Source organism: Streptomyces chryseus, from assembly GCF_014650755.1.
GTDB lineage: Bacteria > Actinomycetota > Actinomycetes > Streptomycetales > Streptomycetaceae > Streptomyces > Streptomyces chryseus.
This window is the reverse complement of sequence record NZ_BMVO01000012.1, coordinates 101,196-122,887: the sequence shown is the minus strand read 5'-3', so window position 1 is coordinate 122,887 and position 21,692 is coordinate 101,196. Positions and strand designations below refer to the sequence as shown.

General features: G+C 72.5%; 22 protein-coding genes. 12 read left to right on the top strand and 10 right to left on the bottom strand.

Annotation, left to right across the window (positions count from 1 at the left end; genetic code table 11):
- Nucleotides 1-280: 280 nt before the first annotated feature.
- Entirely contained in the window at nucleotides 281-1,081 is an 801-nt protein-coding gene (gene chcB, locus IE185_RS19445; RefSeq protein ID WP_138897914.1) for a 2-cyclohexenylcarbonyl CoA isomerase, read from the top strand.
- Here the strand turns inward: chcB and IE185_RS19440 are convergent.
- On the bottom strand, nucleotides 1,066-1,620 hold the full coding sequence (locus tag IE185_RS19440; protein WP_138897917.1) for a DNA-3-methyladenine glycosylase I: 555 nt from the start codon (nucleotides 1,618-1,620) through the stop codon (nucleotides 1,066-1,068). The two genes, chcB and IE185_RS19440, sit on opposite strands and share 16 nt — an antisense overlap.
- A 50-nt stretch (nucleotides 1,621-1,670) precedes the next feature.
- Nucleotides 1,671-2,051 carry a DivIVA domain-containing protein gene (locus tag IE185_RS19435; protein ID WP_229843596.1) on the bottom strand — a complete coding sequence of 127 codons (381 nt, stop codon included), beginning with the start codon at nucleotides 2,049-2,051 and terminating at the stop codon, nucleotides 1,671-1,673.
- 106 nt (nucleotides 2,052-2,157) lie between these two features.
- On the opposite strand from IE185_RS19435, the gene folP reads away from it, so the two are divergent.
- Nucleotides 2,158-3,018 carry a dihydropteroate synthase gene (gene folP, locus IE185_RS19430; protein WP_138908493.1) on the top strand — a complete coding sequence of 287 codons (861 nt, stop codon included), beginning with the start codon at nucleotides 2,158-2,160 and terminating at the stop codon, nucleotides 3,016-3,018.
- 111 nt (nucleotides 3,019-3,129) lie between these two features.
- On the opposite strand, the gene IE185_RS19425 is transcribed toward folP, so the two are convergent.
- On the bottom strand, nucleotides 3,130-3,879 hold the full coding sequence (locus IE185_RS19425; RefSeq protein ID WP_189715621.1) for an LOG family protein: 750 nt from the start codon (nucleotides 3,877-3,879) through the stop codon (nucleotides 3,130-3,132).
- Nucleotides 3,880-3,948: 69 nt separating this feature from the next.
- Nucleotides 3,949-5,028, bottom strand: coding sequence for a succinyl-diaminopimelate desuccinylase (dapE, locus tag IE185_RS19420; protein WP_138897587.1), 1,080 nt, complete (start codon nucleotides 5,026-5,028; stop codon nucleotides 3,949-3,951).
- Between the two features lie 85 nt (nucleotides 5,029-5,113).
- On the opposite strand from dapE, the gene IE185_RS19415 reads away from it, so the two are divergent.
- Nucleotides 5,114-6,082 (top strand): heavy metal transporter, encoded by a 969-nt coding sequence (locus IE185_RS19415; RefSeq protein WP_138897588.1) that lies wholly within the window; start codon nucleotides 5,114-5,116, stop codon nucleotides 6,080-6,082.
- A 289-nt stretch (nucleotides 6,083-6,371) separates the two neighbouring features.
- Nucleotides 6,372-6,815, top strand: a complete 444-nt coding sequence (locus IE185_RS19410; protein WP_138897589.1) for an ATP-binding protein — start codon at nucleotides 6,372-6,374, stop codon at nucleotides 6,813-6,815.
- Between the two features lie 71 nt (nucleotides 6,816-6,886).
- Here IE185_RS19410 and IE185_RS19405 read toward each other — a convergent pair whose 3' ends face one another.
- Both IE185_RS19405 and fdxA read right to left on the bottom strand, forming a co-directional pair.
- A complete protein-coding gene (locus tag IE185_RS19405; RefSeq protein WP_138897590.1) occupies nucleotides 6,887-7,987 on the bottom strand; it encodes a bifunctional succinyldiaminopimelate transaminase/glutamate-prephenate aminotransferase in 1,101 nt (366 codons plus the stop codon).
- Nucleotides 7,988-8,092: 105 nt separating this feature from the next.
- Nucleotides 8,093-8,413, bottom strand: coding sequence for a ferredoxin (fdxA, locus tag IE185_RS19400; RefSeq protein WP_018089397.1), 321 nt, complete (start codon nucleotides 8,411-8,413; stop codon nucleotides 8,093-8,095).
- Nucleotides 8,414-8,554: 141 nt separating this feature from the next.
- Between fdxA and IE185_RS19395 the strand changes: the two genes are divergently transcribed.
- From IE185_RS19395 to IE185_RS19360, 8 genes are all read left to right on the top strand, one after another.
- Complete coding sequence (locus IE185_RS19395) at nucleotides 8,555-9,550, top strand: GNAT family N-acetyltransferase (RefSeq protein ID WP_138897591.1); 996 nt, start codon at nucleotides 8,555-8,557, stop codon at nucleotides 9,548-9,550.
- Nucleotides 9,551-9,567: 17 nt separating this feature from the next.
- Nucleotides 9,568-10,401, top strand: a complete 834-nt coding sequence (locus IE185_RS19390) for a transglutaminase family protein (protein WP_189715619.1) — start codon at nucleotides 9,568-9,570, stop codon at nucleotides 10,399-10,401.
- Between the two features lie 143 nt (nucleotides 10,402-10,544).
- Nucleotides 10,545-11,165, top strand: a complete 621-nt coding sequence (locus IE185_RS19385; protein WP_138897445.1) for a MerR family transcriptional regulator — start codon at nucleotides 10,545-10,547, stop codon at nucleotides 11,163-11,165.
- A 502-nt stretch (nucleotides 11,166-11,667) separates the two neighbouring features.
- Nucleotides 11,668-12,558 (top strand): sensor histidine kinase, encoded by an 891-nt coding sequence (locus IE185_RS19380; RefSeq protein ID WP_167518947.1) that lies wholly within the window; start codon nucleotides 11,668-11,670, stop codon nucleotides 12,556-12,558.
- Nucleotides 12,521-13,189 (top strand): response regulator, encoded by a 669-nt coding sequence (locus IE185_RS19375; protein ID WP_138897443.1) that lies wholly within the window; start codon nucleotides 12,521-12,523, stop codon nucleotides 13,187-13,189. Before IE185_RS19380 ends, IE185_RS19375 begins: the two co-directional genes overlap by 38 nt.
- A gap of 112 nt (nucleotides 13,190-13,301) precedes the next feature.
- Nucleotides 13,302-14,261, top strand: a complete 960-nt coding sequence (locus IE185_RS19370) for a UbiA family prenyltransferase (RefSeq protein WP_170198363.1) — start codon at nucleotides 13,302-13,304, stop codon at nucleotides 14,259-14,261.
- Nucleotides 14,262-14,328: 67 nt separating this feature from the next.
- A complete protein-coding gene (locus IE185_RS19365; RefSeq protein WP_170198362.1) occupies nucleotides 14,329-15,114 on the top strand; it encodes an AfsR/SARP family transcriptional regulator in 786 nt (261 codons plus the stop codon).
- On the top strand, nucleotides 15,111-15,806 hold the full coding sequence (locus tag IE185_RS19360) for a 4'-phosphopantetheinyl transferase family protein (RefSeq protein WP_138897440.1): 696 nt from the start codon (nucleotides 15,111-15,113) through the stop codon (nucleotides 15,804-15,806). Before IE185_RS19365 ends, IE185_RS19360 begins: the two co-directional genes overlap by 4 nt.
- Before the next feature lie 76 nt (nucleotides 15,807-15,882).
- On the opposite strand, the gene IE185_RS19355 is transcribed toward IE185_RS19360, so the two are convergent.
- Genes IE185_RS19355 through IE185_RS19340 form a run of 4 tightly spaced genes read right to left on the bottom strand, consistent with a single transcriptional unit; the run spans nucleotide 15,883 to nucleotide 21,691 of the window.
- Nucleotides 15,883-17,070 (bottom strand): lactonase family protein, encoded by a 1,188-nt coding sequence (locus IE185_RS19355; RefSeq protein WP_138897439.1) that lies wholly within the window; start codon nucleotides 17,068-17,070, stop codon nucleotides 15,883-15,885.
- The gene (locus IE185_RS19350; protein WP_189715617.1) at nucleotides 17,067-17,999 is read right to left on the bottom strand and encodes a hypothetical protein; all 933 of its coding nucleotides are present in this window, start codon (nucleotides 17,997-17,999) and stop codon (nucleotides 17,067-17,069) included. The genes IE185_RS19355 and IE185_RS19350 overlap by 4 nt, the downstream gene beginning before the upstream one ends.
- Nucleotides 17,996-20,206: an MMPL family transporter gene (locus IE185_RS19345; protein ID WP_138897047.1), complete on the bottom strand. Its 2,211-nt coding sequence runs from the start codon at nucleotides 20,204-20,206 to the stop codon at nucleotides 17,996-17,998. Before IE185_RS19345 ends, IE185_RS19350 begins: the two co-directional genes overlap by 4 nt.
- Nucleotides 20,207-20,257: 51 nt before the next feature.
- Nucleotides 20,258-21,691 carry an MFS transporter gene (locus IE185_RS19340; protein WP_229843595.1) on the bottom strand — a complete coding sequence of 478 codons (1,434 nt, stop codon included), beginning with the start codon at nucleotides 21,689-21,691 and terminating at the stop codon, nucleotides 20,258-20,260.
- Between the last annotated feature and the right edge of the window lies 1 nt (nucleotide 21,692).

The following is a 21,692-nucleotide window of genomic DNA, read 5'->3' as shown; positions in this document are numbered from 1 at the left end:
CCGGCGGCCCCGTGTCGGGCAGCTGTGTCACCGGCATCGAACACATTGCTTCCAGGTCATTATCCCGCATGGCGGGACCCAATGACCAACATCGCTCGGCATCGCTTGTGCAACGCGCTCTCTCAAAACCACTCAATTCGGGGGTCCGCCTGCGATACTTCGCCGCCGCGGGGCTCCCAGCGACCTCACATTGTTAGACGCAGGTCACATGTGCAGCCCCCGTGATCTCCGCCATGCTGATCTGGACATGCCTGCCCGAGCCGCAAAAGGGGACACACCGATGGCCGACACCGTGCTCTACGAGGTGACCGACGGACTCGCGACGATCACGATCAATCGTCCCGACGCCATGAACGCCATGAACACCGAGGCCAAGGTCGCCCTGAGGGACGCGGTGCAGGCCGCGGCGGCCGACGGGGCGGTACGGGCGGTCCTGCTCACCGCCGCCGGCCGGGCGTTCTGCGTGGGCCAGGACCTCAAGGAGCACATCGCCTCGCTCGCCGCCGACCGCGAGACGGGCTCCGGCCAGACCATGAGCACGGTGCGCGAGCACTACAACCCCATCGTTCGGGCCCTGACGGAGATGCCGAAGCCGGTCGTCGCCGGGGTCAACGGCGTCGCCGCCGGAGCGGGCGCGGGCTTCGCTTTCGCCGCCGACTACCGGGTCGTCGCCGACACGGCCGCCTTCAACACCTCCTTCGCGGGGGTCGCCCTGGCCGCCGACTCGGGCGTCTCGTGGACGCTGCCGCGCCTGATCGGTCAGAGCCGCGCCTCGGACCTGCTGCTCTTCCCCCGCTCGATCTCCGCGCAGGAGGCCTACGACCTGGGCATCGCGAACAAGCTGGTGCCGGCGGCCGACCTGGCCGCCGAGGCCGAGGCCGTCGCCCGCACCCTGGCCGCCGGCCCCACGCTCGCCTACGCCGCGCTGAAGGAGTCCATGGCGTACGGCGCGGGCCACACCCTGGGCGAGACCCTGGAGAAGGAGGACGAACTCCAGGCGCGGGCGGGCGCGTCGGAGGACCACTCCATCGCGGTCCAGGCGTTCATCGCCAAGGAGAAGCCGCGCTACCTGGGGCGCTGAGGCCCCGGGGAGCCCCCGCCGCGCGCCACGCACCGGTCGAGGTGGTCGTCGACCAGACCGCACGCCTGCATCAGGGCGTACGCGGTCGTCGGGCCGACGAAGCGGATGCCGCGCTTCTTGAGCGCCTTGGACAGGGCGACGGACTCCGCGGTGGTCGCGGGAACGTCCGAGATCGTCCGCGGGGCCGGGCGCGTCGCGGGGTCCGGCGCGTACGACCAGATGAGGGCGTCCAGCTCGCCGGCCTGCCAGCCGGCGAGCGTCCTGGCGTTCGCGAGGGTCGCCTCGATCTTGGCGCGGTTGCGGATGATCCCGGGGTCCGCGAGCAGGCGTGCGGCGTCCTCGTCGGTGAAGGCGGCCACCGACGCGATCCGGAAACCGGCGAAGGCGGCCCGGAATCCCTCGCGGCGGCGCAGGATCGTCAGCCAGGAGAGCCCGGACTGGAACGCCTCCAGGCACAGCCGTTCGTACAGGGCGTCGTCGCCGTGCACCGGGCGGCCCCACTCACCGTCGTGGTAGGCGGCGTACTCCTCGGTCGCCATGCCCCACGGGCAGCGCAGGCCGCCGTCCGGGCCCGGCTCGACTCCGCCGATCACGACCGCGGCTCCTCTCCCGGCGCGTCGCGGGGCGGCGCGTCCTTGAAGAGGTCCGCACCGCCGACGGCTCTGGCCTGGACGCCGGCCAGCGCGGCCTCCAGCTCCGCGATCCGCGCGTCCCGCTCGGCCAGCTCGGCGCCGAGCCGGCCGAGCACGTCGTCCACCTCGCTCATCCGGTAACCGCGCGGGGCCAGCGGCAGGCGCAGCGCCTCGACGTCGGCACGGCCCACCGGGCGAGTCGCGGGCAGTGGGTCCACCAGCTGGTCGGGCGCGGCTTCGGGCAGCATGCCGCCGCTGTCGTCGCCGCCTCCGCCGATCACGGCGAGGGTGACCGCGGCGACCACGACGACCATCGCCACCACCAAGAACAAGAACACGAGCGTCTCCCCGGGCCACGCGCGAAGCGGAATCTGTCCGGTCCCGATCGTGCCATGCGGCACCGACAGTTAAGGTCGCAGGCGACCGACGCAAGGAGGAAACACGGTGCTCAGGCTGGGACGGCGCGAGTTCGCAGCGCACGAGCCGGTGATCATGGCGATCGTGAACCGGACCCCTGATTCGTTCTACGACCAGGGTGCGACGTTCCACGACGAGCCCGCGCTCGCCCGCGTCGAGCAGGCGGTCGCGGAGGGCGCCGCCGTCATCGACATCGGCGGGGTGAAGGCCGGTCCCGGCGAAGAGGTGAGCGCGGCCGAGGAGGCGCGGCGCACCGTCGGGTTCGTGGCCGAGGTCCGCCGGCGCCACCCGGACGTGGTGATCAGCGTCGACACGTGGCGGCACGAGGTGGGCGAGGCGGTCTGCGAGGCGGGGGCGGACCTGCTGAACGACGCGTGGGGCGGCGTCGATCCGCGGCTGGCCGAGGTGGCGGCCCGTCACGACGTGGGCCTGGTGTGTACGCACGCGGGCGGCGCGGAGCCCCGGACGCGGCCGCACCGGATCACGTACGACGACGTGATGGCGGACATCCTCGACGTGACCGTCGGACTGGCGGAGCGCGCGCGGAAGCTGGGCGTACGGCGCGACGCCATCCTGATCGACCCGGGACACGACTTCGGGAAGAACACCCGGCACAGCCTGGAGGCGACGCGGCGGCTCGGCGAGATGGTCGAGACCGGGTGGCCGGTGCTGGTCTCGCTGTCCAACAAGGACTTCGTGGGCGAGACGCTCGACCGGCCGGTGAAGGACCGGCTCGTCGGCACGCTCGCCACGACGGCGGTGTCGGCGTGGCTGGGGGCCCAGGTCTACCGGGTGCACGAGGTCGCGGAGACGCGGCAGGTGCTGGACATGGTGGCGTCGATCGCGGGCCACCGGCCGCCGGCGGTCGCCCGGCGCGGGCTGGCCTGACGGACCCGGGGGGCGGTCGGGGACGCGGGGGGCCTCGTCTCGGCGGCGCTGCGGCGGGGCCCTTCACCCGCCCCTCGGGTGGGTGAAGGGCCCCGCGCAGCCGCTACGGGCTTATCGCTCCGACTCCTTCGACACCAGGGCCACCGCTTCCTCCACGCTGTCCGTCACGTGGAACAGCAGCAGGTCCTTCTCCGACGCCTTCCCCTGCGCGATCACGGTGTCGCGCAGCCAGTCGACCAGGCCACCCCAGTACGCCGTACCGAAGAGCACGATCGGGAAGCGCGTGACCTTGCTGGTCTGGACCAGCGTCAGGGCCTCGAAGAGCTCGTCCAGGGTGCCGAGACCGCCCGGCAGGACCACGAAGCCGTGCGCGTACTTCACGAACATGATCTTGCGGACGAAGAAGTAGCGGAAGTTGACGCCGATGTCGACGTGCGGGTTGATGCCCTGCTCGTAGGGCAGCTCGATGCCGAGGCCGACCGAGATGCCCCCGGCGTCCCGCGCGCCCTTGTTCGCCGCCTCCATCGCGCCCGGACCGCCGCCCGTGATCACCGCGAACCCGGCTTCCGCCAGCGCCCGGCCGAGCTCCACTCCCGCCGCGTAGTCCGGCGTACCGGCCGGTGTGCGGGCCGAGCCGAAGACGCTGATGGCGGGCGGCAGTTCGGCGAGGGCGCCGAAGCCGTCCACCAGCTCGGCCTGCATCCGCATGACCCGCCACGGGTCGGTGTGCACCCACCCGGTGTCACCGTCCGAGTCCAGCAGTCGCTGGTCGGTCGTGCCCGGCTGGATCTGGTCGCCGCGGCGCACCACTGGTCCCAGACGCTGCTCTTCCGGGACCCGCTCCCCTTCAGGAATCGCCATGCCGTACTCCCTCCACTGCCGAACATTGTCCGGTCAGCGTAGGTCCACACACGTGACGAACAGTGAAATTCAGGCAGTCAGCCAGGCGCGAAGTCGCTCCTCGCAGTGCGTGATCCGCTCGACGGCCACGTGCTCGTCGCGCTTGTGCGCGACAAGGGCGTCACCAGGCCCGTAGTTGACCGCGGGCACACCGAGCGCGCTGAAGCGCGAGACGTCCGTCCAGCCGAACTTGGGCCGCGCCGTGCCGCCCACCGCCGCCATGAACGCCGCGGCGGCCGGGTGCGAGAGGCCGGGCAGGGCCGCCCCGGAGTGGTCGTCCACGACGAACTCCGCGATGTCGCAGTCCGCGAAGACCTCGCGCACGTGCGCGAGCGCCTCCTGCTCGGTGCGGTCGGGCGCGTAACGGAAGTTGACCGTCACCGTGCACACGTCGGGGATCACGTTGCCGGCGACGCCGCCCTCGATCGCGACGGCGTTGAGCCCCTCGTGGTACTCGAGACCGTCGATCATGGGCCGCCTCGGCTCGTACGACGCCAGCCTGGCCAGGATCGGCGCCGCCGAGTGGATCGCGTTGGACCCCATCCAGCCGCGCGCCGAGTGGGCCCGCTCCCCCGCCGTGCGCAGCAGCACCCGCAGCGTGCCCTGGCAGCCGCCCTCGACCTGCGCGTCGGACGGTTCGAGGAGTACGGCGAAGTCGCCCGCCAGCCAGTCGGGATGCGCGTCGGCGACGTGCCCGAGGCCGTTCAGGTGCGCGGCGACCTCTTCGTTGTCGTAGAAGACGAAGGTCAGGTCCCGGTTGGGTGCCGGAACGGTCGCGGCGATGCGCAACTGGACGGCGACCCCGGACTTCATGTCGCTCGTACCGCAGCCCCACAGGACACCGTTGTCGTCGAGCCGGGAGGGCACGTTGTCGGCGATCGGCACGGTGTCGATGTGCCCGGCCAGGACGACCCGCTCGGCGCGCCCCAGGTGCGTACGGGCCACCACGTTGTTGCCGTACCGGTCGACGGTCAGGTGCGGCAGGGCGCGCAGCGCCTCCTCGATGGCGTCGGCGAGGGCTTTCTCGTCGCCGCTCACCGACGGGAAGTCGACCAGCCGGGCGGTCAGCGCGGGGGCGTCCAGGGAGAGGTCAAGCGGTGTTTCGGCCATGGACCCGAGCCTAGCGGGCACTGGCCGGAGCACACCGGGTCGTCCCCCGGGAAGGGCGAAATCCGCCTCCAGTACCTTAGGCAGCGTGCCTGAGTCCACGACTTCCACCACGCGCGGCCGCGTCCTGCGCACAGCGGCGGGCCTCGCCGTGCTGCTCGCGCTGGCCGGGTACCTGGTGGCGCAGTACGTGACCGGCGGCGCCGGGGCGCCGCGCTGCACCGTGCGCTCCGCCGAGGGCGACGGGGCGACGTACGAGCTCAGTCCGGAGCAGGCCGTGAACGCCGCGACGATCTCCGCCGTGGGCACCTCGCGCGGGCTGCCGGAGCGGGCGGTGACGATCGCGCTCGCGACCGCGCTCCAGGAGTCGGCGCTGCGCAACATCAAGTACGGCGACCGCGACTCGCTCGGCCTCTTCCAGCAGCGCCCCTCGCAGGGGTGGGGCACCCCGCGGCAGATCCTCGACCCCGGTTACTCGTCCGAGAGGTTCTACGAGCACCTGGAGAAGGTCCCCGGCTACTCACGCCTGCCGCTGACCGTCGCCGCCCAGCGCGTCCAGCGCAGCGGTTTCCCGCAGGCGTACGCGAAGCACGAGCCGGACGCGGCGCTGCTGGCCGCCGCGCTCACCGGGCGCGCGCCCGCGTCACTGACCTGCTCGGGGCCGCGCGACGCCCAGCCGGGCAAGCCGGCCGACGTACGGGCCGCGCTGGTACGGGACTTCGGGCCCGACGTACTCCCCAAGGCGCAGGCGGGCGGATCCCGGGACAAGGCGGACATCGCGGGCGCGGCGGGCGCGAGCGCGAAGCTCGGCGGCACTCCCGCGGCGGCCACCGTGGCCGTCCCCGTACCGGCGCAGGCGGCCGGCGCGCCCGGGGCCGCCGGCGACCGGCGCGGCTGGGAGCTCGCGCACTGGGCCGTCGCCCACGCCGCCGAGCTCCGCATCGAACGGGTCGCGTACGCCGGCCGCGCCTGGACCACCGGGGACGCCCGGAGGACGTGGCACTCCGGCGACACGCCCAACGGCTCCGGAGAGGTCCGGATCACCACCGCGCAGTAGTGCGGGCGATCACTCGAAAGCGGTAAGCGGGCCCCTTCCCGGCGGGGGTGCGCACGCGCCTGCGGGCCGTCACCCCCGGATTCCCCGATTCCCCGGAAAACAAAGGGCAGCCGCGCTCGGACGCCCCGGCGCGGCACGGGATGTTTGCCCGGGTTCATCCGGAGCCGATAATGCGACGCATTGCAAACTCTTTACCTTGGTGCACCGCAACCTCTCCCGCCCTCCGAGCGGTTGTCACGGCGTCTGATCGTCGGACAGACCGTCTCGTCTCTCCCGTCTAAGGAGCACCATGTCTCTCCCCCTGACCCGTCGGATCGCCCGCGCCGCTCTGCTCATCGCGGCCGGCGCAGCCCCCGTGGTCGGTGCGGCCGGCTCCGCGAGCGCCGCTGACCTCCCCGCCGCCCCCAACCTGGGCGGCCTGACCGCCCTGGACGGCGCCGGTCTCGGCGACTCCGTCGACAGCGCGGCGCAGAAGGGCTCCAAGACTGCGGGCGACACCGGCAGCAAGGCCGTCAAGACGGCCGTCCCGGCCGCCGGCAAGACCGTCGGCAAGGCCGGCAAGACCGCCACCCCCGCCGCGCAGAAGGCCGCCGGTGACGTCGCCGGCAGCGCCGGTGAGGTCCTCGGCGACACCACCAAGACGGCGGGCGGCGGCCTGCCCGCCGCCGACGCGCTGCCCACCAGCGGCCTGCCGACCAGCTCCCTGCCCAGCACGGGCCTGCCGCTCGGCTAGTCCGTACGCACGCGAAGAGGGGCCCCGGGGAGTGCGAACTCCCCGGGGCCCCTCTCACGTACAGGAAGGAGTCAGCCGCCCAGGCGCTTGACCGCCGCCGCGACGCGCTCGTCGGTGGCCGTGAACGCCACGCGCACGAAACGGTCTCCGGCGGGCCCGTAGAAGTCGCCCGGAGCCGCCAGGATGCCCAGCTCCGCCAGGTGGGCCACCGTCTCCCAGCACGGCTCGTCGCGCGTCGCCCACAGGTACAGGCTCGCCTCGCTGTGCTCGATGCGGAACCCGTGCGCCTCCAGCGCGCCGCGCAGCGCCGCCCGGCGGGCCGCGTACCGCTCCCGCTGCTCCGCCACGTGCGCGTCGTCTCCGAGCGCCGCGACCGTCGCCGCCTGGACGGGCGCCGGCGTCATCATGCCGCCGTGCTTGCGGATCTGCAGCAGGTCGCCGAGGACGCCGGCGTCGCCCGCCAGGAACGCGGCGCGGTAGCCCGCCAGGTTGGACCGCTTCGAGAGGGAGTGGACGGCGACCAGACCCTCGTACGTACCGCCGCAGACGTCCGGGTGCAGTACGGACACGGGCTCGGCCTCCCAGCCCAGCTCCAGGTAGCACTCGTCGCTGAAGACCAGCACCCCGTGCTCACGCGCCCAGGCGACGGTCCGGATCAGCTCGTCCTTGGCCAGCACGCGGCCGGTCGGATTGGAGGGCGAGTTGAGCCAGAGCAGCTTGACGCGGGCCGGGTCGAGGTCCGCGACCGGGTCGTCGTAGACGACCGGCTCGGCGCGTGCCAGCCGCGCGCCCACCTCGTACGTCGGGTACGCGAGCCGGGGGTACGCCACCTGGTCGCCGGGGCCGAGCCCCAGCTGCGTCGGCAGCCAGGCCACCAGCTCCTTCGAGCCGACGACGGGCAGCACGTTGGTGTGCGCCACGCCGCGCGCGCCGAGGCGCCGCTCGACCCACCCGGTGAGCGCGTCCCGCAGCGCGACCGTGCCCCACACCGTCGGATAACCCGGGGAGTCCGCCGCCGCGACGAGGGCCCGCCGGATCAGCTCGGGAACCGGGTCGACGGGGGTGCCGACGGACAGGTCCACGATGCCGTCCGGGTGGGCGGCCGCCGTCGCCTTGTACGGCTCCAGCTTGTCCCAGGGGAAGGTGGGCAGGCGGTCAGTGACTGCGGACACGGTGGGTCGCTTTCTCGTGCTCGTACGGGCGCGGGCTCTGGAAACGCCTCGGTCCCGTACGGCGACAGGCCGTACGGGACCGGGGCGGCGCACTTGCCTCGCCGCTTACTGGTTCTGCGGCGGGAGCGCTGCGATGAAGGGGTGGTCGCGCTCGATCAGACCGAGCTTGGAAGCACCACCGGGCGAGCCGAGCTCGTCGAAGAACTCGACGTTCGCCTTGTAGTAGTCCTTCCACTCCTCCGGGGTGTCGTCCTCGTAGAAGATGGCCTCGACCGGGCAGACCGGCTCACAGGCACCACAGTCGACGCATTCGTCCGGGTGGATGTACAAGGACCTGGAGCCCTCGTAGATGCAGTCGACCGGGCACTCCTCGATGCACGCCTTGTCCTTGACGTCGACACAAGGCTGCGCGATGACGTAGGTCACGCTGTCGTTCCTCCTCGATAGGGCGCGGCGGGCCGATCTGCGGCTCCGTCCACGTGGCGCGCGGGAGCGCGGCGTCGTCGATGCCCGCCTCTAGTATCTCCGTTCCCGGGCACGATCCGAACAGGAGGGGCGGACACAGCTGTGGAATTCACTACCGGCGGACGACTCGAGGTCCGTATTTCGCCTGCTGACGTGGGCAAACGTGTATCAGTCAGGCGGGTCGGCGGGACCGGAGCGCCGGGGGCGAAGTTCACCGACACGGTTGGCGTTCTCACATCCTGGGACAGCGGCGTGCTGTCGATCACACGCCGGGACGGCGAGTCGGTCCGGATCGCGGAATCCACGCTGGTCGCGGGCAAGGTCGTGCCCTCGGCGCCGGCCCGGCGGCGCGGTCCCGCGGCGACCTTCGAGGAGCTGGCGCGGGTCTGCGCGCGCGCCTGGCAGCCGGTCGAGAGCGAGCCGCTCGGCCAGTGGCTGCTGCGCGCCGCCGGCGGCTTCACCCGGCGTGCCAACTCGGCGCTGCCGCTCGGAGATCCGGGGATGCCGGTCGGCGCTGCGCTGGAGCGCGTACGCGGGTGGTACGCCGCCCGGGGGCTTCCCGCGTACGTCCAGGTCTCCACCGGCGCCGAGGGCACGCAGGAGCGTCTCGCCGCCGAACTGGAGCGCCTCGGGTGGTCCCTGGAGGTCACCGCGCAGGTACGGGTCGCCGCGCTCGCCCCGATCGGGGATCTGGACGCGGACGTGTCGCGGGTCCGGCTCACCCGGGCGTGCGACGCGGACTGGCTCGCCCGGTACCAGCGGTTCGAGGAGCCGGGGCCGCACGTGGTGCGGGTGCTGGAGAGCGGACCGTCGGTGTGGTTCGCGTCCGTCCCCGGCGAGGGCCGGACGCCGGCGGCGATCGGGCGGTGCGTCGTGGACGGGCGGTGGGCCGGGTTCATGGCGGTCGAGGTCGACCCGGCGTACCGGCGCCAGGGGCTGGGGAGCGCGGTGATGACGGCGTTGGCGCGGCGGGCGCTGGACGAGGGCGCGTCGGCCGCCTGGCTCCAGGTCGAGGCCGGCAACGAGGGCGCGCGGGCGCTGTACGACGGCATGGGCTTCGCGACCCATCACAGCTACCACCACTTCCGACCGGCGTAGGGCGGTACGAGACGCGTATGCGACGACCCACCGGAGCCGAACGCCGTCAGCGGTTCGCCGAGGAGGCCCGGTCCGAGCGCCCGGACCTCGCGCTGCTGTGCCTGCTGGTGGGCGCGGAGGCGGACTCCTCGCTGGACGAGGCGGGGATGGACGCGGCCGAGATCGAGCTCGACCGGCTGGCGGGTCTCCTGCCGTACCGCCCCGGCGGGGCCCGGGAGTGGGCGTCGGCCCTGGCCGGCGTCCTGGGGACGCGCTGCGGGTTCGGGGGGACGCCCGGGGACTACCAGCGGCTGGAGTCCTCGCTCCTGCACGAGGTGCTGCGGCGGCGGCGCGGGCTGCCGATCCTCCTGTCGGTGGTGTGGATCGAGGTGGCGCGGCGGGCGGGCGCGCCGGTGTACGGGGTCGCGCTGCCGGGGCACTTCGTCGTCGGCTTCGGCTCCCGGGACGAGCAGGTGCTGGCCGACCCGTTCGACGGGGGGCGGCTGCTGACGGGGGCGGACGCGGAGCTGCTGGTGGCGGGGGCCACCGGGGAGCCGCTGGGCCCCGCGATGCTGGTGCCGGCGGATCCGCTGGAGATCGTGCTGCGGATCCTGAACAACATCCGGGCGTGGGCGTCGGCCCGCCCGGAGCGCACGGACGTCCAGCTGTGGGCGGTGGAGCTGTCCCTGCTGCTGCCGTCGCACGCGGCGCGCCTGCGGTACGAGCGGGCGCAGCTTCTGGTGCAGCGCGGCGACTTCCTGGGCGGCGCGGCGGAGCTGGAGGCGTACGCGGACGTCGTGGAGACGGTGGACCCCGCGTCGGCGGAGACGGTCCGGCGCCGGGCGAAAGCGGCACGGGCCCGGCTGAACTGAGCACCGTCCCTGTGTCCATGGGGTGAGCGGCACTGTGCCTTTCGAGGCAGTGGGAGCCGCGGTGGTGTGCGGGGGCTTGTAGGCGGGGCCGCGGCCTGCATAGGGTCCCGGCAACCCCGACCAGATCCAGAAGGTGGTGAGGTGTGCCGCTTTCAGAGCTGAGCCGCCAGACAGGCGTCCCCGTCCGGGCGCTCCAGATGTACGTCCACATGGAGCTGTTCCGTGCCGAGCCCGCGTACGACGAGCGGCACGTCCGCCGGATCGCGCTGATCAAGACCCTGCTGGACGTCGGTGGCGTCCCGTACTCCGTGGTCCGGGACATCCTGCGCCGCATCGACGCCTCGCCGCACTCGTTGCACGACATCCTGGAAACCGTGCAGTACGCCCTGCCCGTGCGCGGTACGGCCTCCGAGGAGGGCGAGTGGACCCGGGCGCGGGAACGCGCGGAGCGGTTCGCCGAGGCGCGCAACTGGCGGGTGAACGCCGAGAATCCGGCGTGGCACACCCTCACCCAGGTGCTGGTCGCGTGCGAATGGCTGGAACAGGACGACCTCGTGCGGCTGCTCGACACCTACGCCGACGCACTGGAGCGCGTCGGTGAGGCGGAGGTGGCGCTGCAACGGCGGCAGCCGGACCCCGACAGCGCCACCGCCAGCATGGTGACCTGCGCCGTACTGGGGGATGTCGCGCTGTCCGCGCTGCACAGGCTCGTACATGAACATTATTCATCTCTTGCCGAACAGGAGGAGACGCAACCCAATTGACAAGAAGTCAGTGCAGCCGAGGGGTCGGCGAAGCCGTCCGGACCATTAACCCGAAAGCCCTTTCCCCCAGATCGGCCCGGGGCTCAGAACCATTGCGTGCAGGCCGAGTTGACATCTCGCGGCGAACTTATTCAACTTGACAACCACTGACGCAAGAGGCATGATCAAACTGATCTTCGAAGCCCTTTCCCCTTGACGAAGAAGTCGAGTTGCGCAAAGTGCGACTTCGGAAATCAGCCCGGGGGGGGTTAGCGTGAGCAGCGTGTCGTGCCAGGACGCATTGGATGATCGGGCCGGGTCTCAAGGGTCGAGACTCGCGGCGGAGTTACTGGCGCTCGAACCCGAACTTCTCGACGCCTACCGGCAGCTTCTGATCGAACAGAAGAATCCCCTGGGGATGAACGCGGAGGCCTGGCTCACCTGCCGTGAGCAAGGACGGCACATCCTGGCGGAATGCGTCCATACGCTGCGCCACGGGACCTCCGCCCCTCTCAATCCCCTGTTGACCAGCAAGACCCGCAAGCTGGGCGGGGCCCGGATCTCCCAGGGAATCCCGCCGGTGTACTCGGTGCGCGCGGGGTCGCTGTTCTTCAAGCTCACGCTGGACTTCCTGGGGCGCGTCTTCGAGGGCAGCCCCGGCTCCGAGCACTACCTGATGAAGATCCTTCCCACCCTCCAGGCCGCCATCACCCGGCGACTGGAGGAGGGCTCCACCGGCCAGGAGCTGTTCCTGCTCGACGTCGTGCGCGACGCCGCCCAGCAGGGCCGCCACGGCATGGCGCGCGAGATCCACGACCGGATCGGCAGCTCGGCCAGCCTGGCGCTGCGGCAGCTGGAGCTGTTCGAGCTCACCCAGAACTCCTCGTCGCCGACGGACGTGCGGCTCAGCAGCCTCAAGCAGGCCATCCTGGAGACGCTCTACACGACCCGGGACATCGTCACCGAGCTCCGCACCCGCAGCGACACCACCCGCTCCCTCCAGGTCGCACTGTGCGCCTTCGTGACGGCCATGGCGGTCGAGGTGCCCGCCGTGGAGGTCAAGGTGGGCGACCCCGAGGACCGGCTGCCGTCCGCGCTCTGCGACGACCTGTTCCTCATGCTGCGCGAGTGCCTGCGCAACTCCCTGGCCCACGCCTCGGCCAGCCGCGTCACGATCGACGTACAGGTCGACGCCCGCCACGTGCGGGCGACCGTGCTGGACGACGGCGTGGGTTTCTCGCCCGCGACCCAACAGGGCAACGGCCTCTCCTCCCTGTACGAGCGGGCGCAGCTGCTCGGCGGAGAGGTCTCCATCACCAGCACCCCGGGGGCCGGTACAGCCGTCGAGCTCTCGGTCCCCGTCACTGAGGAGGATCATGCAGACGACGGGCCACGACACCCGGCCGGCGACTGAGCCCATCCGCATCATCGCCGTCGACGACCACTCGCTGCTGCGCAGCGCCCTGTGCGAACTGATCAACACCGAACCGGATCTCCACGTGGTGGCGGACGTGGACACCTCCAAGGGGCTCGGTGACCTGATCGAGCGGACGCGCGCCCAGGTGATCCTGCTCGACGTCGAAATGCCGGACCACGACGCGCCCGCCGTCGTGAGTGAACTGACGGAACGTTTTCCCGATCTGCACGTCCTGATGCTGACGATGTATCACGAGCCCCAGCTGGTACAGGAACTCATCGCCCGGGGCGCACGCGGTTATCTGCACAAGAGCGTGCCCCGGGAGTCACTTCTTCTGGCGATCCGCAACGCGGCCGCACAGGCGCTCAACATCACCATTGCCGTGCCACGGAGCGGAATTTCGGAATCCGTGTTCAGCGAGACGAAACAGACGCTCTCACCCCGGGAACGGGAAGTCCTCGTCCACGCGGCGGCGGCTCTGAGCAACCGTCAGATTTCCAGCAAGTTGCGCATTACCGAGGGAACTGTCAAGCGTCACCTTCGGAACATCTTCGAAAAACTCGGCGCCGTCTCCCGTATCGACGCCGTGAACAAAGCAGTCGACGCCCAGCTGATCAGAAGACCCTGACGCACCGGCCGGGGCAGGAAAGGGGCGCCGCCGTGAATACCCCTTAGGGGGTATGCCCTCTAACCCCATGGTTGTCTGTGCCGCCGTCGGCACACGACATAGCGTGAATGCCATGCCGATAGCGATGCCCGCGAAGTCTCGCCCTCCTATTACCCCCCGCGAAGCGACCTATCCGCGTACGACGGAATCCACGCGCGCCCGCGGCGCGCGCTTTCTGCTGCTCTGTGCGCAGGAGACCCGGCCCGCCGTACTGATCATTTTCCTAGCACGATTCCTGGTGGCGGGAACGGCCGGCCTGACCTCGGTCACGGCGGCCCCCTCCACCCTGATCCTCGGCTCACTGGTGTGGATCGCATCGGTCGCCTTCTCCTACCTCTACAACGGGGTGACGGACGTCCGGGAGGACCGCGCCAACGGCTCGCGCCGCCCGATCGCGCACGGGAACCTGTCCGTCGTCCACGCCCGGCGCGCCGCGTGGGCGCTGGCCGCCTTCGCCCTGACCGGCGCGGCCACCCTCGGCCCCGTCATGTTCGTGGTCACCCTCGGCATGATCGCGCTGGGGTACGCGTACTCCTCCCCCCGCCTGTCCCTCAAGAGCCGCACTCCGGACACCATCGCGGTGGTCGCCGCCGCCGGCGGCCTCACCTACTTCGCCGGATGGCTCGCGGGAGCCGCGCCGCTCACGGCCGACCTGGTCGTCCTCGCCGTCGCGATGACGCTGTGGATGGGCCTGGTCGGCGCCGTGGCGAAGGACTTCTCCGACACGCGGGGCGATGCCAAGCACGGCCGGCGCAACTGGACCGTGCTGTGGGGCGGCCGCGTCACCGCGTTCATCGTCTCGGTCAGCGCGGTCGCCATCGGCGCAGCCCTGCTGGCGTCCGCCGTCGCGTTCGGGCTGCCGGACCTGCTGGCCCCCGCCGGCGTGGTGCTGGCCGGTGCGGTGGCCCTGGCCGCCGCCGCGCTCACCGCCCGCCCCGGCGACTCCCGCTCCCGCAGGCGTCTGCCGTACCGAATCTTCATGATCACGCAACATGTGGCGCATCTCGTCACACTCGCTCAGCCGGCTGTCTGACCCGCCCCACCAGGGCGTGGACCGGACCGGAGCCGATGGGGAACACAACGCAGAACGGGGATGCACGATGAGCGACATCAGAGGTTTCACAGCCGGTTTCCGCATACTGGGGCCCTTGGAGGGCCACTACGGCCCGACGGTGCACCGGCCCCGCGGGCCCAAGGTGCGCAACCTGCTCGCCCTGCTCGCGGTGCGCGCGCACGACATCGTCGAAGTGGACACGCTGGTCGAGGAGTTGTGGGACGGCTCACCGCCGTCCACCGCCGTCAGCACCGTACGGACGCACGTCTACCACCTGCGCCAGGAGCTGGAGCGCGCCCTGGGCGCCGAGGCGATGCGCGGGGTCATCAGCACCGAGGCCACCGGCTACTCCCTGCGGCCGGCACCCGGCCAGCTCGACCTCGACGTGTTCACCCGGCTGTACGGGCAGGGGCGCGCCGAGATGCGGGCGGGCAACCGGGAGAGCGCCCTCCAGCGGTTCGACGCGGCGCTCGGGCTGTGGCGCGGGCGCACGCTCGCCGACGTGGCGCAGGGGCGGGTGCTCGCCGGGCACGCGGCCCGGATCGAGGACCTGCGGGTGCGCGCCCAGGAGTTGCGCATCGAAGCGGCGATGGGGCTCGGCCGGCACCGGGAGCTGGTGCCGGAACTGCGCCGGCTGGTCGCGACGCATCCGCTCAACGAGTGGATGCACGCCCGGCTGATCGACGCCCTGCACCGCTCGGGCCGCCGGGGCGACGCGCTGCGCGCCTTCCACGACGTACGGACGGTCCTGGCGCAGGAGCTGGGCCTGGAGCCCTCCGAGGACCTGCGCCAGCTGCAGCACCACATCCTGGCGGGCGGTTCAGCGGCGTGAGCGCGGTCGGCATCCACATCTGGACGGTGCGCAGCCGGCCGGGGGCGACGCCCCCGCAGGAGGCGTACGCCGTCCTCGACGCGGCGGAGCGCGAGCGGATGGCGCGGCTGCGGCGCGAGCGGGACCAGGTGCGGTACCGCACCGTCCACCACGCGTACCGCGTGATCCTCGGGCAGCGGCTCGGGGTCGCCCCGCAGGAGGTGGCCTTCCGGCGGCACTGCGCGCGCTGCGGCGACGACCGGCACGGCAAGCCGGTCCCGTACGGGCCGGACGGCACGGTGCTCTCGGCGAGCCTGTCCCACTCCGGGGGCTACGCGCTGGTCGCGGTCTGCGACGACCCCGGGGTGCCGGTGGGCGTCGACATCGAGCGCATCAGGCCGCACATGGACTGGTCCGCGGTCCCGTGCGTGTCGGGCGGGCGCGGCACCCACGGATTCGAGCAGTGGACGCGCGCCGAGGCCCTGGTCAAGGCGGCCGGTACGGGCCTCAGCCGCACTCCCCCTCGCTACACCGGCCAGGCCTTCGGCTCGTGGCGCGCGGCGGTGGTCCCGGGCTCGGGACACGACTGGTTCGTGCGGAGCGTGCGCAGCCCCGCGGGGTACGCGGCGTCGGTGGCCGGCGCCAGCCCCGACGCCCGGGTGCGCGTGGCGGACTGGCGGTGGCCGGCCCGGTGCGCGGCGACGAGCGGGTGACGGCGGCAGGGTACGGACACGACAGCGGCCCCGGGTCCGGACCCGGGGCCGCTGTCGTGTTCCCTGCCGCGCCGCCTCACAGGAGCAGGACGCAGGAAGGGCTGGCCACCCGGAGCGGCGGGCCGATCGGGCGCAGCCGCCCGTCGGACGGGTCGAGGCGGAACGCGGTGACCGACTGGCCCGCCTGGTTGGCGGCGTACACGAAGCGGTCCGAGCGGTCCAGGGCGATGTCGCGGGGCCAGCGGGTGCCGGGGGCCTTGGCCGTGACCGGCTGCGATTCGAGCAGGGTGAGGGTGCGGCCGCCGCCGCCGACACGGAAGGTCTCGACGGTGTCCAGGCCCCGGTCGGTGGTGACGAGCAGCCCGCCGTCGCGGGTGAGGTGCAGCGCGGAGGGCGCGTTGCGCGGGTCGAGACCGGGCGGGGCGACCGAGGCGTGCGAGACGGGGCGCAGCGTTCCGTCGTCCGGGTCGTAGGTCAGGACGGTGACCGAGTGGCCCAGTTCGTTGGTGACGTACGCGATCCGCCCCGAGGGGTGGAAGACGAGGTGGCGGGGGCCGGTGCGGCGGCCGATCGGGGTCCGTTGGGCGAGCGTCAGCCGACCGGTGCGGGTGTCGAAGTCGTAGACGTGGATGTGGTCGTCGCCCTTGTCGGGTACGAGCACCCGGCGGCCGGCCGGGTCGAAGGCGATCATGTGCGGATGGGGCCCGCGCTGTTCCACGGGGTGGGGGCCCCGGCCGCGGTGGGCCACCACGTCGACGGCCTCGCCGAGCGCGCCGGCGGCGTCCAGCGCGAGGACCGCGAGGTGCCCGGAGTCGTAGTTGGCGGTGAGCAGGAACCGCCCGGCCGGGTGGACGGCGAGGTGGACCGGGGCCGCGCCGTGGCTGGACCGGGGCCGGCCGAGCGGAACGAGCCGGTCACCGGCGATCCGGAAGGCGTGGAGGGCGCCGGTGGCGCCGCCGGGGAGCTGGCTGACGGCGTACAGGACGCGGCGGTCCGGGGAGAGGGTGAGGAAGGAGGGGTTCTCGATTCCCTCGCGCCAGCCGGTGAGTTCGAGCCGGCCGTCCCGGCGCACGGCCGCGATCCCGATGCCGGGCAGACCCGGCAGGCCGTACTCGCCGAGGGTGAACCCGCCGATGTACGCCCGCCGGGCGCGCGGTCGCGGGCCGCCGCCGGTGGTGGCGCTCCCGCCGGTCCAGCCGACGGCGGCCAGGGCGCCGGCCGCCCCGAGGGAGAGGACGCGGCGCCGGTCGTACGACAGGTTCATACGGATGCTCCGAAGACGAGGCCCGGGGAGAGGAGGACGGCGATTCCGCCGGCGGCCGTCGCGAGCAGCACCTGCCACCCGCCGCGCAGCCGCCGGACCCGGTCGGCGCGCCGGGCCAGGGCCAGTACCGCGACGCCCGCGGCCCAGGCGGGCAGGGCGAGGCGCAGTGAGAGCTCGCCGGTGAACAGCAGTCGCGCCCGGGGGCTGACGCACTCGGTGGCCGTGCACAGGGCGCTGTGGACGGGGGAGGCCGCGGCCAGCCCCGCCGTCAGGGCCAGCAGGGGCAGGACCGCGCCGACGAGGGTGAACCAGACGTACGGTGCCAGGCCCGTACGGCGCCGGGGCCGGCGGCCGGTGACGGCGAGTGCGGCGAGCGCCGGGACCCAGCCGAGTGCGACCCCGAAGAGGCCGGCGTGGGCGGCCTCGGCGAGCGCGTCCCAGGCGGTCTGCGGACCGAGGGGTTCCAGTACGAGCACCAGGAGGCCGGTGGCCGCGGCGAGTCCGGCGGCCGTATGGGCCCAGGTACGGGCGAACGAGGGGGCGCCGGCCCGCGCGATCAGGACGCCGGCGATCGTGACCAGCAGCACGGGCGGTCCCGTGGTGACCCCCCAGGGCATCGGGAACCACGAGGAGCCGGCCCCGAACGGGCTGGACCAGGCCCCCCAGTCCCCGAACAGCGCGGCCAGCACGGCGGTGACGCCGGCCGCGACGACTCCGGCCGCCCCGAAGTCCTGCGCCGCGGTGGTTTCGGGCCCGCCGCCGGCCCCGGTACGGGCGGACACCGGGCCGGCCTCTCGGGGGCCGGGACGCGCACCCGCCGTCCCCTCCCCCGCCGCGGCGGGCCGGCTCAGGGCCGGGTCCGGCCCGGTGGGGGCCTCGGTGGTGGCCGCGGGCCCGTTCGCCCGGGGCCCGGAGCGGGCCGCGGTCATCGCAGGGCACCCGCCTTGGGGTCGGCGGGCACGGCGCTCCGCCGGGGCAGGGGGTCGGAATCCGACTCGCGGATGCCGTACTTGGACCACCAGCGGGCCAGCGGCGCGGGGGCCCACCAGGCCCACTTGCCCATCAGGGCCATCGTGGCCGGCACCAGCAGGGCCCGTACGATCGTGGCGTCGACGATCACCGCGATCACCAGGCCCACGCCGATCATCTTCATGAAGAGGATCGACGAGGTCATGAAGCCGCCGACCACCACGACCAGCAGCAGCGCGGCACTCGTGATGATCTTCGCGGTGCGCTGGACGCCGAGGGCGACCGACTCGACCGGGTCGCCGCTGAACTCCCACTCCTCACGGACCCGGGAGAGCAGGAACACCTCGTAGTCCATGGCCAGGCCGAACGCGATCGCCACGACGAGCACGGGGAAGTTGGCGTCCACCGCGCCGATCGCCTCGAACCCGAGAAGCCCGGACAGGTGCCCGTCCTGGAAGATCCACTTGATCGCGCCGAAGGCGGCCAGGAGCGACAACAGGTTCAGTACGACGGACTTGAGCGGCAGCAGCAGGGAGCCGAAGGCCAGGAAGAGCACCAGGAACGAGACGACGGCCACGAACAGGGCCATCCAGGGCAGCCGTTCGCCGATCATGGCGACGATGTCGACGCGGGAGGCCGGCATGCCGGTGACCTGCGTCGTGGAGGCGCCGGCGGGCGGTGCGACCGCCCGGACGTCGTGCACCATGTCGTTCGACCGCGCCGACATGGGGTCGGGCGTGTAGCGCAGGGTCACCCGGGCGTCGTTGCCCTCGATCGCGGTGGTCCGCGCCTCCGAGATGCCGTCGACGGCGGCCAGTTCCTTGGCGTAGGCGTCGATGCCGGAGCGCCGCGGCGCGGCAGGGGCGTCGAAGCGTACGACGGCGGTCATGATCTGGGCCGGGTTGACGTCGAAGTCCTGGCTCAGCTGCTTGCTGACGATCTTCGCGTCGGCGTCGGACGGCAGCACCCACTCGCCCGGCCGGGCCCAGTTGACGCCGAGCAGCGGGGCGCCGAGACCCACCAGGACGGCGACGATCGCGAGCGTCGACAGCAGCGGCTTGCGCATCACGGCGTGGGCGGTGCGGTACCAGCGGCCGTTCGTCTCGGCCACGGGAGCCCGGCGACGGCCGCCGGGCAGCGGGATGCGCCACTTGTCGATGCGGTGGCCGGTGTAGCGCAGCAGGGCGGGCAGCAGGGTCAGCGAGCCGACGACGGCGAAGGCGACCACGGCCACGGCCGCGTACCCCATGGAGCTGAGGAAGCGGGAGGGGAACAGGGTCAGGCCCGCGAAGGAGATGGCGACGGCGAGGCCGGAGAAGGCGACGGTGCGCCCGGCGGTGGCGGTGGCGCGGTGGACGGCGGTGTCCACGTCGGCGCCCGCGTGCAGTTCCTCGCGGTAGCGGTTGACCAGGAAGAGCGCGTAGTCGATCGCCAGGCCGAGGCCGAGGATGGTGATGACGTTGATGACGGTGCTGGAGATCTCGGTGAACATCGTCAGGACGCGCAGCACGACGAAGGAGCCGAGGGCGACGAAGGTTCCGACGGCGAGCGGCAGCAGCGCCGCGACCGCGCTGCGGAAGATGAGGACCAGCAGCACCAGCAGGATCGGTACGGAGAGCATCTCGGCCCGGGCGATGTCGGAGCCGGTGAGCGTGTTGACCTGCTCGGTCATGGCCGCGACCCCGCCGTAACGGACCGTCAGTCCCGGAACCTCGAAGGACTCCTTGAGCTTGCCGAGCGCCTCGACCTGCTCCTGGTCCACGTCGGAGGTGAACTGCACGGTGGCGTACATCGCGTGCCGGTCCTTGGAGACGTAGGCCGCCTTGTCCTGCGAGCCGGGTTCCCAGAACGAACTCAGCCGCTCGACGTCCTCACGCGGCACGCCGGCGAGCGCCTTGCTCACCCCGTCGGAGAACGCGGGGTCGTCGACGGTGCGGTCCTTGTCCTCGTACAGGACGATCAGGTCGTTCGACTCGCGTCCGAGCGGTCCGTCGAGCACCTTGTCGGCGGCGACGGATTCACTGGCCGGATCGTCGAATCCGGCGCCTCCGGTGAAGGACCCGAACACCCCGGTGCCCCAGACGCCGGCGAACAGCGTGAAGGCCACTGCCGCGACGACCACCCATTTCCGGCGCCGTGCGGTGAATTTCCCGATGGCGGCAAACATTTTTCCTCCGTTGATACGAGACGCTGGCGCCCGGGGGCGTAACTCATTCGGTCATTCGGCGGCCGCGAACTCGGTGCTCCGAGGACGCGGCTGCGGGTGCGGCCCTCCTGCCGCGGGCCCGCGCCGGGGGTGGCGGATCAGCAGCGCGGCGACCGCGCCCAGCGCGACGACGCCGGCGCCGAGCCACAGCGCCGACTGCAGCCCGGCGGTGAACTCCGCCGCCGCGGCCTGCCGGCCGCCCACGGCGTGCCCGGCGGAGTGGGTGAACACCGTGGTGAGCACGGCGATGCCCAGGGCCCCGCCGAACTCCCGGACGGTGTTGTTCACGCCGGACGCCGTGTTGTGCTCGCTCTCGTCGACGGAGGCGATCACGGTGGCGGGGTTGGCGGCGAACACCAGGCCCATGCCCACGCCGGCCAGCGCCATGGGGGCCACCATCGCCGCGTACGACAGTCCGGGGCCCAGAATCAGCGCGAACCAGGCGAGCGCCGCGGCCTGCAGGGCGCAGCCCACCGCCTGGAGCACGCCGCCGCCGATCCGGTCCACCAGCAGGCTCGCCGCCGGGACCACGGCCATGGGGGCGGCGGTCCAGGGCAGGGTGCGAAGACCCGCCTCGAAGGGCGAGTAACCCATGGGTCCCTGCATGAACTGCGCGAGGAAGAAGATGGAGCCGAAGACTCCGAAGTACATGGTCAGGGACACGACGTTGCTGAGCAGGAAGGCCGGGAGCCGGTACATGCGCAGCGGCACGAGCGGGCGGCTCGTGCGGCGTTCCCAGACGACGAAGGCGGCCAGCAGCACGGCGGCGGCCCCCAGGCCCAGCACCGCGCCCCGGTGGCTCCAGCCGTACTCCGCCGCCTGTACGACGCCCCAGACGGCGGCGACCACGGCTGCGGCGACGAGTGTCATGCCGGTGACGTCGAGGTGGCGCTGGACGCCCTTGCTCTCCCTGATCGCCCAGAGCGTCAGCGGCACGGCGACCGCGCCGACCGGTACGTTGAGCCAGAAGATCCACGTCCAGTCCAGGCCCTGGGTCACGAGACCGCCGGCCAGCGGGCCGAACGCGATGCCGAGGCCGTTGACCCCGCCCCAGACGCCGACCGCCAGGTTGCGCCGCTTCTCGGTGACGGCGGCGACCGCCAGGGTCAGGGAGACCGGCAGGATCATCGCGGCGCCGGCGCCCTGCGCGACGCGTGCGGCGACCAGTTCGCCGATGGAGCCGGCCAGCGCGCAGGCGGCGGAGGCGACCGTGAACAGCGCGATGCCCCAGGCGAACATCTTGCGGCGGCCGATGCGGTCGCCGAGCGCGGCGCCGGCCAGCAACAGGCCCGCGAACGGCAGCACATAGCCGTTCACGACCCACTGGAGCTCGGGCTGCGTCGTACGGAAGTCACGGGCGATGTCCGCGAGGGCGTTGGTGACCACGAGATTGTCGAGCGACACCATGAACATCGGAACCGATGTGGCCAGCAGTGCCCACGGCACC